The organism is Fructilactobacillus sp. X2R1C1, assembly GCF_059901435.1.
On record NZ_JBWXUV010000003.1, the window covers coordinates 178,835 to 191,664 of the forward strand.

Consider the following 12,830-nt stretch of genomic DNA (forward strand, 5'->3'; position numbering starts at 1 on the left):
GGCTGTTTTTTTGTGGGTAAAATCATTTATGTAATTTATTAATGTTAAAAATAAGCGTTACGATGCAAATTCATCCAATTATCATCTAATAATTACAAACTTGGTCCGTTGCATTTTATCAACTTTATGATAATATTAATTACAATATAGAGCTTTAAATGGTTCAGAGAAACCACAAGCATAACATGCTATACATATAATGATTGAACGATTGTGTTCTCATGCTATTCTGTGCGGTAAATCTGGACCCTGCAGAATTAAATGGGAGGACAATTTTTTTATGCCAAAATTGACAAAGTATCAAAAGCGCATCACGTGGTCAACTGGGATTGGTTTCATCCTGGAACGAATGGACGCCATGTTTATGTCACTGGCACTGGCTTCAATCATCATTAGCTTAAACATCTCAAAGGCTCAGGGTGGCTTACTGCCAGCCATTACCGCCATCGGATCCATTTTCGGTGGGATTGGCTTTGGCGCAATCGCCGATCGTTACGGAAGGGTCAAAACCCTCTGCTGGACGATCATCATTTACGCCATTGGAACCGCCGGAATGGGACTTACCAACTCGTTCTGGATGCTATGTCTCTTTCGCATCATCATCGGTGTCGGTAATTCTGGTGAGTATGGGATTGCGATTACCATGCTAAGTGAGGCCTTCTCCAAGAAATATCTTGGTCGCTTGTCGGCCGCTGCTGGAGTCTGCGGTCAAATTGGTTCAATTATTGCCTCCCTCCTATCTGCCTTTATCCTTCCCCACTTCGGTTGGCACGTCCTCTTCTTCATTGGGATCGTTCCCGTTATCTTAGCTTGGTTTATCAGATTTCACTTACCCGAGAGTAAAGAATTTACCGAGAACCGAAACGCCATTGAAAAAGATCCTAACCGTGATTTCAGCCACTGGACCGAATTATTCGCCACCCCGAAAGAATGCTTTCTAACGGTCAGAATCATGATTATGTTCATGATCCACATCGCCGGCTATAACGGTCTCATTAGTTGGCTTCCCTCAATTGCTCAAGAAAGAATGCACATCTCAGTGGCCGGTTCCTCCCTCTGGATGATTGCGACCATCGTCGGCATGTCACTAGGAATCATGTGTTTTGGAATCGTTCAAGATCACCTCGGCAGTCGTCTGGCGTATGGCATCTGGCTACTAGCCGCCGCTGCCTCAGTCTTTTTACTGATTATCGCGCAAAATAAGTTGGAATTCCTCATCGGTGGTGGAATCGTTGGTTTCTGTTCCGACGGGATGTATAGTGGTTATGGAACCATCGTCAGCAAGCTCTACCCAACCGAGATTCGGGCAACGGCCAACAACACCATCATGAGTATTGCTAAAAGTGTCGGCAGCTTTTCCACCGTCCTGATTGGATTCTTGATGGATCGCTTTAACCTCATGGCGGTGATCCTCTTTTTGAGCGGGATTTACCTCGTTAGCTTCGTAATCATGCTGTCAATCAAGGAATTAAAACACGAAAACAAGACGCAAATCACTACATCAGAAAACACGGAAAAGGTGGCATAATAACTTGAAAGTCCGAATTTTATCAACCAGTGACGTGCATGGATACGTGTACCCCACTAACTATACAACCCGCAATAACCACGCTTCACTCGGCATGCTTCAGGCAGGTGCCATCATCAAAAAAGCACAACAGGACGAAAAAGACGACGAAATTGTCGTAGCAATTGAAAATGGGGACTGGATTCAGGGATCACCATTTTCCACCTTTTTGTCAGAACAGGGCGCAGACAAACGTTGTCTTCTCAGTCAAATAACGGCTGATGTCGGATACGATGCCGCTACCCTAGGAAATCATGAATTTAACTACGGCCAACAGTACATTAGGGACACTGAGAGTAAACGGAACTACCCCATTTTGAACGCCAACATTGAGGGTGCCATTTCTAACAAGATTGCCGATCAACCGTACGTAATTATCGAGAAAAAAGGCGTCAAGTTTGCTATTCTAGGACTAACGACCGCCTTTGTTCCCAATTGGGAGCGTCCCAATAACATTCAAGGATTAAAATTTAATTCAGCACTAGCAACGGCTAAGCAGTATGTTCCTGAATTACGTCAAAGGGCTGACGTGGTCATTGTCGCCTACCATGGTGGGATTGAAGCCGATCCCAAAACTGGTCAGCCAACCGAAAAGGACACATCAGAAAACGAAGGCTACCGCATTGCGACGGAAGTCCCTGGAATTGATGCCCTCATTACGGGTCATCAGCACCGTCAGTTGGCGGGAAAAATTAATGGCGTTCCCTTCACTCAACCTGGAGTTCACGGCAGTGATGTCGGTGAAATTGACCTGGATTTAACTTCTAACAAACAGCTTGTTAGAAGTTCCAGTCATCTCATTTCAACGGCTCACACCCAACCAGACTATGACCTAATTCCCGATCATCAAATCGAAAGCGAGGTGGAAGACTGGCTGGATCAACCAGTCGGCCAGACCACGGGAGCAAGCATGCTGATTGACGATCCCATGAAGGTCCGAATGAACAATCATCCCTACATCGACTTTATCAATCGGGTAGAAATGGATGCGATGAACGTTGACATCGCCGGAACCGCCCTCTTCAACGATGATATTAAGGGCTTTCATCATGACATTTCAATGCGTGAAATCATCAACGGTTACAGTTACCACAACACCATTATGGCCGAAAAAATTACCGGAGCGGATTTAAAGCGGGCCCTCGAAAAATGTGCCGAATTTTTCGCCATTCAAAACGGTAAGATTGTCATTGACCCCAAATTCATCACCCCCAAAATGCAACTATTCAACTACGACATCTACAGTGGAATTGACTATGAATTTGACATCTCCCAACCGGTTGGCAAACGGGTGGTTAAACTCAACTATCACGATCAGCCCGTTGCTTATAATCAGGAATTAAAGGTTGCGTTAAATAACTATCGGGCCATTGGTGGTGGCGACTATGACATGTTTAACGCCCAGAAGGTAATCAACGAAAGTCCAGACAGTGCCTCCGACTTAATTGTGCAATACCTAAAAAGACACGACCCCTATGTCGCCACCATCCCGAACAATTTAACGGTCAGAAAATAAAAAGAGCTTCCATTTGGAAGCTCTTTTAGTCTACTCATCTTCATTAATAATTTTATCGATAAATTCTTTGGTTCGCTGATTTTGGGGATGGTCAAAGAGCTGATCCGGCGTATTCTTTTCCTGGATGTAACCGTTCGCCATAAACCAGACTTCATCGGCTACCTTTTTCGCAAAACCCATCTCATGAGTCACAACCACCATCGTCATGCCCTCATTAGCCAGTCCTTGCATGACATGAAGCACTTCACCGACCATTTCAGGATCAAGTGCACTTGTCGGTTCATCAAATAACATAACTTGCGGATTCATGGCAAGTGCTCTGGCCATGGCAACTCTTTGGGCCTGGCCGCCAGAGAGACTGGACGGATAAACATTGGCCTTCCCCTTTAATCCCACTCGGTCTAGTAATCTCAGTCCAATTGAAGCGGCCTCCTGATCTTTGACGTGTTTCACTTTTTTAGGAGCCAGCTTTAAATTTTCTAAGACGGTCATGTTAGGAAAAAGATTAAAGCTTTGAAAAACCATGCCAATCCGTTCACCCAAAGTAGCAACCTCTTTGTGGTTGAACTTGGTAAGATCCTTTCCATCAAAGATAATTTGTCCGCTGGTGGGTTCTTCCAACATGTTCAGACACCGTAAAAAGGTACTCTTACCGGAACCAGAGGGACCAATCACACAGATGACCTGACCCGTTTTAATGGTTCCGTCGATGCCCTTTAAGACCTCATTTGCTCCAAAATCTTTTTTCAAATCGTCGACTTGAATCAACGTTTCATTATCAGTTTTAGTCATGGTTCATCCTTCTTTCAAAATAGTTAAGCACCCTTGACAACGAGAACGAGAGGATAAAGTAGAGAATCATTGCGACGGCAATCGGTGCCACTCCTCTGTAAGTGTCAGCCCGAACGATGTTTAGTTCGTACACAATTTCTGTTACTCCAATGATTGAAACGATGGAACTGTCCTTGATAATGGTGATAAATTCATTTCCAAGGGCGGGCCAAATGTTCTTAAAGGCCTGGGGCAAAATAACCGATGCCATCATATCTTTTTTGGAGAGCCCCAAACTTCTCGATGCTTCGGACTGCCCCTTGTCGACGGCGTTAATCCCACCTCTGATAATCTCACTTACATAAGCGCCACTGTTTAAGGAAACGGCAATAATGCCGGCAGTCAAAGCGGGAATATTGACCAAAACTCCTAGTCCGAAGTAGACGAACAGGACCTGTACCATCATGGGGGTTCCTCTGACAAATTCCGTGTAGGCAATTGACGGCCAGCTCAAGAACTTGTATTTCGAGAGTCTCATCAGTACCAAGATGATGCCAAGAATGATGCCGAAGAAGACGGAAACGACTGAAATAATTAAAGTATACTCAACCCCAGTAGCGAAGTATTTCCAGTAGTGCCACATTGACGTGTTGTGGGTATTAACCTTCATGTGCTTCCCGGCATCCTTTAGGTATTGTGGAATCAGGTTCTTTTGGTGGATCTGATCAATGCTTTGATTGACGGCGCCTACAAGGGACGTGTTGCCCTTCTTAAACGCAATGGCAGTCCCAACGTCGTTTTTATTTAATTTGTAACCCGAATCAACGGCCTTTAGGGCATGATCGTTTGCAACATATGCTTGGGCCACCGGCTTTTCAACCCCGACAGCGGCAACTTTATGGGTCTTAAGCGCTAGGACCAAATCCGGCGTCTTGTCCATCCCAACTACGTGCGCGTTGGGAATATACTTTTTAGCTAAACTTTGTTGCAGGGTCCCGGTCTGGGTTCCAACCTTTTGCCCCTTTAAACTATTTTTGTTTTTAATTTTGCCGGCATCATTTTTGTTGATGAGAAAATCTTGTCCACCGCTATAGTAAATTTTGGAGAAATCAGCATTCTGCTTCCGTTCGGGAGTGGGATTAATTCCGCCAATTGCCATGTCAATCTTGCCCGACTGAACGGCTACCAGCAGGGAATCAAAGCTCATGTTCTTAATCTTCAGCTTAACGTGTAAATTTTTCGCAATCTGTTTGGCAATGTCAATATCAAGTCCAACATCGTCCTGTTCCCCATTCTTATTAACCTGAAACTCAAACGGAGGGTAATCCGGAGCGGTTCCAACCGTCAGTGTGCCTGATTGCTTGACTCGGTTCAATGATTGGTCATCCGCGTGTGCTGGTCGTCGTGTTAACAAGGTACCCATTCCAACAATGACAACGACTAACAACAACTGCATGACAGTCTTTAACTTCGACTTACTCATTGAACTTCATCTCCTTAACAATTTCTTAATTAATTTTTCAAAGTGTACCACCTGTGAAATGAAAAGCAAATCTAATTTAAGAAAATTTGCTATCAAAGAACGCAAAAAGACTGAAGCCATGCGGCTTCAGTCTTTTTTGCTTTTTTTATTTTAATTCAGCTTTAGCCTTGTCAATCTGCGCTCTGACCTGCTTAAATCCGGTTCCACCTTCGGAGTTGCGGCGCTTCACGGCCACTTCTGGATCAAGTTCATGATAGACATCGTCCTGGATTACAGATGAGGCTTTCTGTAACTCTTTTAAACTCATGTTCTGTAAGTCACGGTGCGTCTGAATGCAGTTTAAGACTAATTTACCAACAATTCCGTGGGCCTCACGAAACGGAACCCCCTTGGCCGCCAAGTAGTCGGCCAGCTCGGTTGCGTTTGATAAATCATGCTTGGTACTATCACGCATCTTGTCCTTATTGATCTTTAGGGTGGAGAGCATCCCGTTGAACACCTTGAGTGCCGGCAAGACGGTCTTAACCGCATCAAAGACCCCTTCTTTGTCTTCCTGTAAGTCTTTATTATAGGCCAATGGCAGTGATTTCATGGTTGACAGAAGTCCCATCAAGTCACCATACACGCGCCCGGTCTTTCCCCGAATCAGTTCGGCCATGTCTGGATTTTTCTTCTGCGGCATGATTGAACTACCAGTCGAATACTCGTCACTGATTTCTAAGTACTGAAACTCATAACTAACCCACATACTAATCTCTTCACAGAAACGGGACAGATGCATCATCAAGATGGAACAGTTACTCAGAAATTCCAGGGCAAAGTCACGGTCAGAAACAGCGTCTAACGAATTGGCATAGACCTCATCAAAGCCAAGTTCTTGGGCAGTAAACTGCCGGTCAATGGGAAACGTGGTCCCAGCAAGAGCCGCCGCTCCCAGTGGCAGCATGTCCGTGTGCTTCTCATTAAACTCAAAACGTTCCTTGTCCCGCTTCAACATCTGGTAGTACGCCATCAAGTAGTGGCCGTACGAGATGGGCTGGGCATGCTGAAGGTGCGTATAACCCGGCATGATGGTTTCCACGTTTTCATCCGCCATCTTCACCAACGTCTTCTGTAAAATCGTAATCTCGTCAATGATTTTGGGAAGCCGCTTTTTTAGGTATAAATGAAAATCCGTTGCCACCTGATCGTTTCTGGAACGCGCCGTGTGAAGCTTTCCGGCTACCGGACCAATCCGATCGGTGAGGATCTTTTCAATATTCATATGAATATCTTCATTTGCTTTGGAGAACTTAATTTTACCAGCGTGCAAATCGGTTTGAATGCCCTCTAAGCCACTGACAATCTGTTTAACGTCGTCAGCGGGAAGAATGCCAGTCTTTTCTAGCATTTTTACGTGAGCCAGCGATCCCTCAATATCCTCGTCAGCCATTAACTGGTCAAAAGAGATTGACGAACCAAAATTATCAACCGATTCATCAGGTTGCTCGGTAAAGCGGCCACCCCATAGTTTATCGCTCATTTACTTTTGTCCTTTTGCTTTTGATTTTTAATCTGAACCTGGGAGTTCACCTTCGTTGGAAGACCCCACAATTTGATAAAGCCCTTGGAAGCCACCTGGTCGAATGAATCCGATGAGGTGTAGGTAGCAAGATCCTTATCATACAGCGAGTTCTCTGACTTTCTGCCAAGGACGGTGACGTTACCCTTAAATAACTTAACTCTAACCACCCCACTGACGTGTTTCTGCGAATCCTTCAAAAAGGCTTGAAGTGACTCCATTAGTGGTGAGAACCAGAGTCCGTCGTAGATGACCTCACTGATTTCGTTTTCAACAATGGGCTTGAAGTGTGCCAAGCCTCTTTCAAAGGTCAAATCTTCGAGTTCCTTGTGAGCTTTAAGGAGCACCGTTGCTCCAGGAGTCTCATAGACTTCTCTGGATTTGATTCCAACTAACCGATTCTCAATGTGGTCAATTCGACCGATTCCATTTTCACCAGCAATCGTATTTAACTCTTTGATGATATCAGCGAATTTCATGGGCTTGCCGTTCAACGCAACTGGAAGACCTTTTTTAAACGTAATTTCTAGTTCGGTCGGTTCATTGGGCGTTTCTTCAACCGGTTTGGTCATATCAAAGGCATCCTCTGGAGCGCTAACCCATGGATCTTCTAAGACCCCGGCTTCGTTCGCACGACCCCAGATATTACTGTCAATTGAATATGGTGAATCTAAATCAATTGGGATATCAATATTGTGATCCTTAGCGTACTCAATCTCGTCTTCTCTAGACCAGTGCCAGTCACGAACTGGACTTAACACGTCTATGTCGGGAGCAAGGGCATGAATAGCAACTTCAAATCGGACCTGATCGTTTCCTTTTCCAGTACAACCATGAGCGATCGCATCGGCGCCTTCGTTCTTTGCGACCTCAACCAATTTCTTTACAATCAAAGGTCTTGATAAAGCAGAAACAAGCGGATACGATCCTTCGTACATGGCGTTGGCCTGTAAGTCGACTGAAGCATACTCATCAGCGAATTCATCTTGAGCGTCAATGACGTATGAGCGGACGGCACCCACCTTTAGCGCTTTATTTTTAATGAATTCTGGGTCCTTGTTTTCGCCAACGTTGATGCAGGTTGCAATGACGTCATAACCTTTATCAGTCAACCAAGCGATCGCAACTGAAGTATCAAGACCACCAGAATATGCTAGAACAACTTTCTTCCTTTTATCTGACATTACTAATTCACCCTTTTCTTTTAAGATTGTTCTAAGAGTACTACGCGAATATTGATTTTTCAACCACCTTTGGGATAAAAGTCACATATTCAACACTTAAAGGTTCTCGTCAATCTCTTGATCATCACTGTCGGGAATCTTGGAGTCGGCGTGACGCATGCCATAAACGAAGTAAATAATGACACCCAACAGGAACCAAACGACCGCATAAATTTTAGCCTGAATATCGAGTCCCATAAAGACAGCGAGGGAACCCAAAAAGCCTAATGCGGGTAAGATTGGATAAAAAGGAATCCGGTAAGCCGCCTTGGGGAGGGTTTTCCCTTCGCGTCTTCTGAGTGGATACATGGCCAGTGAGACCGCCATGAAGGCAATTAACGTCCCAGCTGAAATCAATTGGGCGAGGAAGGTAAACGGAAAAATGGCCCCCAGAATGATTCCAATGATGGTGATGATCCAGAGCGCATTACTTGGAATCTTTTTTTGATTCAGTTTGCCAACGGCCTTGGGCAACATTTTGTCACGGCCAAAGGAATAGATTAAACGGGAACCAGCCATCATCATTCCAATTAAAGCCACTAACATCCCGGCAACCGCCACGGCCTGAACGACGGTGGCAACAATGGTGTGACCACTTTGTCGAAGTGCCCACCCCACTGGTTCAGCGTTGTTAGTGTACAAGGTGTACTTAAACATCCCTACCAACACTAGTGAAACACAAATAAAGAAAATCGTAGCGATTACTAACGAACCGATGATGCCACGTGGCATGGTTTTTTGGGGATTCTTAGCTTCACCAGAGTTAGAGGCAATGGAATCAAACCCAATGTAGGAGAGAAAAATCGTTGAAATCCCAGCGTAGATCCCTTGCCAGCCACCAAAGACCGTTCCATCAGGATTCGGATGACTTTTCGGGAAGAACGGAACGTAGTTTTGGGCTTTGATAGCGGTCGCCCCAACCACGATAAAGGCAACGATTGCCAGTAGTTTCAACACTACCAACACGTTTGAAATTCGAGTTGTTTGTCGGTCACCACGCATCAAGATGTAGGTGACAAGTGCCAACACTAAAACGGCAATAATATCAATCACCCCTCCGTTAGTACCAAGTGGGGAAGAAATTGCCTTTGGTAGCGTAATTCCAAGCGGCGAGATTAGTCCTTGGACGTTTGATGAGAGTCCAGCGGCAACAAAGGCCACGGCGATGAGGTATTCCGCTAGTAGCGCCCAGCCAACGATCCAGCCCCAAAACTTACCGAACAGAACTGAAATCCACGAATAAGCAGAGCCGGCAAAGGGCAAGACGGACGCCATTTCAGCGTAATTCATTGCTACGAGGCCAGCTACTAGTGCTGCTAGGATGAACGAAATGACAACGGCCGGTCCGGTGTACTTGGCTGCTACAATCCCAGGTAAGGTGAAAATTGACGTTGAAAGGATGGTTCCAAGGCCGAGCGCGAGGAAGTCCTTAACGGTCATGGTTTTTTCCAAGTGTTTATCTTTAGATATATAGAAATGAAAATCAACTTTCTCATTCATCTTGTGCCAAATATTCTTCATGCTTCAAACTCCTTTTGATTACCAACCCATGTTTGCGGGTGATTTAGTTAATTTTCCGTCGTTTAATTCTTTCATTGCCCGTTCAATCATTGAAAAGGCCCTTTTTAAATCAGCTTCTTTAATTACCAATGGTGGTTGAAAACGTAAAACATTGCCACGAACGGTAATCATGATCGCACCCAACTCAAATATCCGATAAATTAGTTTGTTAGCGGCATCACCGTCTGGTTTCTTGGTCTGTGGGTCAACAATGTCAATTCCACCATTTAATCCATACATCCGAACGTCACCAATAAAGGGAAACTGGTTTTGCATTTGCTTAAAGAATTGATTGGCCTGTTTGCCTAATCTTGCGCTTCGTTCTACCAAGTGTTCGTTTTCAATGACGTCTAACGTAGCGTTAGCAGCGGCCGCCGACACTGGATTACCAGCCGTCGTAAAGGTATTCCCAGGTGCATCCATGGCATCCATAATTTCTTTTCGACCCGCAACGGCACTGAGCGGCAATCCGGATGCAATTGACTTTCCAATCGCAACTAAATCTGGATGAACATCCTTAAAGTAATCAATGGACCACATCTTCCCACTTCGTCCGAGTCCTTGATTAACCTCATCTACGGCAAATAGGATGCCGTGATCCTTGGCAAATCGATACACCAGATTTAAAAAACGTTCGGGTGCTTTAATAAAACCACTATCACCTTGAATGGCTTCGATCTCAATGACCGCCGTCTCTTCAGCTGGTAAATAAGTCTCAAATGGCAACTTAAAGGCCTCAAACATCCGATCACTGAATTCATCATCATTTTCACCCCTTAGACGATTCCATGGACTTGGATATGGAACCTTCACCACCCCAGGTAAGAGTGGTCCAATTTTGCGTGACATGTTGAGACTAACTGCCGAAGTACTAATCGATCCATACGTAGAACCATGATAAGCACCGGTAAAACTCACAATGTATTGACGGCCCGTGAATGCTCGAGCAAATTTAATGATCGCATCGTTCGCGTCAGATCCAGAATTACCAAAAGCCACTTTAGTTGGTCCATCAATTGGGGCTAATTTAGCTAATCGTGGCGCTAACTTAGCTTCTTCAGAAGTCGCAAAATAGGCTGGAGTGTATTGAATCAACCGGCTAGCTTGATCTGAAATGGCTTTGACAACTTTCTGATGACAATGTCCGGTATTAGTTGATGAAGCACTGGATAAGAGGTCAATGTAACTGCGTCCATCTTCGTCCGTTAAAATGGCTCCAGCCCCTGATTTAATTACAATATCAAAATATTTAATTCGTGCCGCCTTTGAATAAGCCCGCTGTTCGTGAGCCAGCGTTTCTTTATTTGTCATTTCAAACCCTCCTTAAACTATTTATTAAAGTTAACTTCTTGAAAATAAAAAAGTCCCCCAGTTCACATAACTGGAGGACATTACCTACTTACCCCCGCAGTTACCAACAAAACTGTGAGGACTTAAAGAAGAAGTTAGCTCTGACTTAAAGGCATCTTATTATCCACACAATTTTTAATCATCACTGTGACTAAAATGAATAATAAAATGCTAATCATGGAAACTACGGGTGCCGTCATCGCTAAAACTTCCTTTCATTAGTTTCACTGATTGTAAATTGAAACGACCAATCCTGTCAATGCTTTTTTATCAATTTCTTAACAAACGACAAAATAAAAACTGAAACCAGCTTAAATGTCCAACTTCAGCTTTAACGATTATGCTTTTTTTGATTTAACTTGTTTGACATAACTATTCGCTTGCTTCCGGTTAAATTCATGTTCAGAACTTCCAATTACCACCGTCGCAAGTGAATTGCCGACCACGTTGACTGCCGTCCGACCCATATCAATGAACCGATCGATGCCGGCGATGAAGGTCAAACCAGACATGGGAACGCCAATCGTTGAAATAGTGGCAAGCAGCACAACAAAGGAGGCCCCGGGAACTCCAGCCATTCCCTTTGAGGTGATCATCAATACAATCAGTAAGGTGACCTGCTGTCCAATTGATAAGTGAATGTTATAAGCCTGAGCAAGAAAAAGAGCCGCCAGTGACTGATAGATTGCCGAACCGTCAAGATTAAAGGTGTACCCAGTTGGGATAACGAACGAAACGATTGATGGACTAACGCCAAAGTGATCCATTTTTTGAATCATCTTAGGTAGAACGGCCTCAGAACTGGCAGTCGAAAAGGCTAAAACAATTTCATTCTTGATAACCGCCAAAAGGTCCGAGAGTTTGAAATGACAGAGGCGAGCCACGACTCCCATTACTACCAGAACGAAAACAAGCATAGTAAGGTAAACTAAGAAAACAAAATAGCCTAACGGTAACAGGACCTTAATTCCTAGTTCGGCCAAGGTGACCCCAATTAGGGCACAAACTCCAATTGGAGCTAAGTGCATGACCCAATTTGTAATTTTAAACATAACTTCTGAGACCGCACTCATGAAGTTAATAATGATTTGTCCCTTTTCACCGATGGCTGCGGTTCCTAAACCAAAGAAGACCGAAAAAACAATGATGGGCATCATATCACCCTTGCTTAATGACGCAAAGATGTTAGTAGGAATTAAGTTCATGATCATGGACCAGATTCCTGTATTTTTGGATTGCTTGGCAGTCGCTATGTATTGACTAATGTCCGTCGATCCATGCATTTGATGAACATTAATGTAAGTTCCGGGATGAGTGATGTTAGCGACTAAGAGACCCAAAATAATAGCAACCGTGGTCATTAATTCGAAGTAAACCAGCGTCTTTACCCCAATCCGTCCGACCTTTTTGATGTCACCCATTCCGGCAATTCCAACCGTTAAACAAGAAACCACAATTGGTAAAACAATCATTTGAATTAGGCTAATAAACATAGTCCCAATGTTTTGCATTACATTAATGGCATCTTTATTCTGATAAAAAATAACACCTAAGATAATCCCTAAGAACAAGCCAAATACAATTTGCCAACCGAGTGAAAAACGATACCAGCGTTGTTTTTTCATAAAATCACTACCCTTATGACTTAATTGTTGGTAATTATACACCTAATTTACGGCACAAAAAAAGAGTTCCTAACCAAATGGTTAAAAACTCTGGGTTGCGTGGCAACGTCCTACCCTTGCAGGGGGCGATCCCCCAACTACTCTTGGCGTGCTGAAGCTTAACTTCTGTGTTCG

The 12,830-nt window shown here is 44.1% G+C and carries 9 protein-coding genes; 2 read left to right on the plus strand and 7 right to left on the minus strand.

Annotated features, from left to right (window positions below):
- Positions 1 to 280 precede the first annotated feature (280 nt).
- Together AC6UDG_RS05645 and AC6UDG_RS05650 are read left to right on the plus strand one after the other, a co-directional pair.
- Entirely contained in the window at positions 281 to 1,528 is a 1,248-nt protein-coding gene (locus AC6UDG_RS05645) for an MFS transporter (RefSeq protein WP_500706764.1), read from the plus strand.
- A 4-nt stretch (positions 1,529 to 1,532) separates the two neighbouring features.
- A complete protein-coding gene (locus tag AC6UDG_RS05650) occupies positions 1,533 to 3,083 on the plus strand; it encodes a bifunctional metallophosphatase/5'-nucleotidase (RefSeq protein WP_500706765.1) in 1,551 nt (516 codons plus the stop codon).
- 30 nt (positions 3,084 to 3,113) lie between these two features.
- Here AC6UDG_RS05650 and AC6UDG_RS05655 read toward each other — a convergent pair whose 3' ends face one another.
- The 7 genes from AC6UDG_RS05655 to AC6UDG_RS05685 all read right to left on the minus strand — a co-directional run bounded on the left by AC6UDG_RS05655 (position 3,114) and on the right by AC6UDG_RS05685 (position 12,656).
- The gene (locus AC6UDG_RS05655) at positions 3,114 to 3,875 is read right to left on the minus strand and encodes an amino acid ABC transporter ATP-binding protein (RefSeq protein WP_500706766.1); all 762 of its coding nucleotides are present in this window, start codon (positions 3,873 to 3,875) and stop codon (positions 3,114 to 3,116) included.
- Positions 3,868 to 5,337, minus strand: coding sequence for an ABC transporter substrate-binding protein/permease (locus tag AC6UDG_RS05660; protein WP_500706767.1), 1,470 nt, complete (start codon positions 5,335 to 5,337; stop codon positions 3,868 to 3,870). Before AC6UDG_RS05660 ends, AC6UDG_RS05655 begins: the two co-directional genes overlap by 8 nt.
- A 145-nt stretch (positions 5,338 to 5,482) precedes the next feature.
- Complete coding sequence (gene argH, locus AC6UDG_RS05665; protein WP_500706768.1) at positions 5,483 to 6,859, minus strand: argininosuccinate lyase; 1,377 nt, start codon at positions 6,857 to 6,859, stop codon at positions 5,483 to 5,485.
- A complete protein-coding gene (locus AC6UDG_RS05670) occupies positions 6,856 to 8,082 on the minus strand; it encodes an argininosuccinate synthase (RefSeq protein ID WP_500706769.1) in 1,227 nt (408 codons plus the stop codon). The genes argH and AC6UDG_RS05670 overlap by 4 nt, the downstream gene beginning before the upstream one ends.
- A 96-nt stretch (positions 8,083 to 8,178) precedes the next feature.
- The gene (locus AC6UDG_RS05675) at positions 8,179 to 9,642 is read right to left on the minus strand and encodes an APC family permease (protein WP_500706770.1); all 1,464 of its coding nucleotides are present in this window, start codon (positions 9,640 to 9,642) and stop codon (positions 8,179 to 8,181) included.
- 18 nt (positions 9,643 to 9,660) lie between these two features.
- Positions 9,661 to 10,992 carry an aspartate aminotransferase family protein gene (locus tag AC6UDG_RS05680; protein WP_500706771.1) on the minus strand — a complete coding sequence of 444 codons (1,332 nt, stop codon included), beginning with the start codon at positions 10,990 to 10,992 and terminating at the stop codon, positions 9,661 to 9,663.
- A gap of 377 nt (positions 10,993 to 11,369) precedes the next feature.
- Positions 11,370 to 12,656 (minus strand): dicarboxylate/amino acid:cation symporter, encoded by a 1,287-nt coding sequence (locus AC6UDG_RS05685; protein ID WP_500706772.1) that lies wholly within the window; start codon positions 12,654 to 12,656, stop codon positions 11,370 to 11,372.
- Positions 12,657 to 12,830 lie beyond the last annotated feature (174 nt).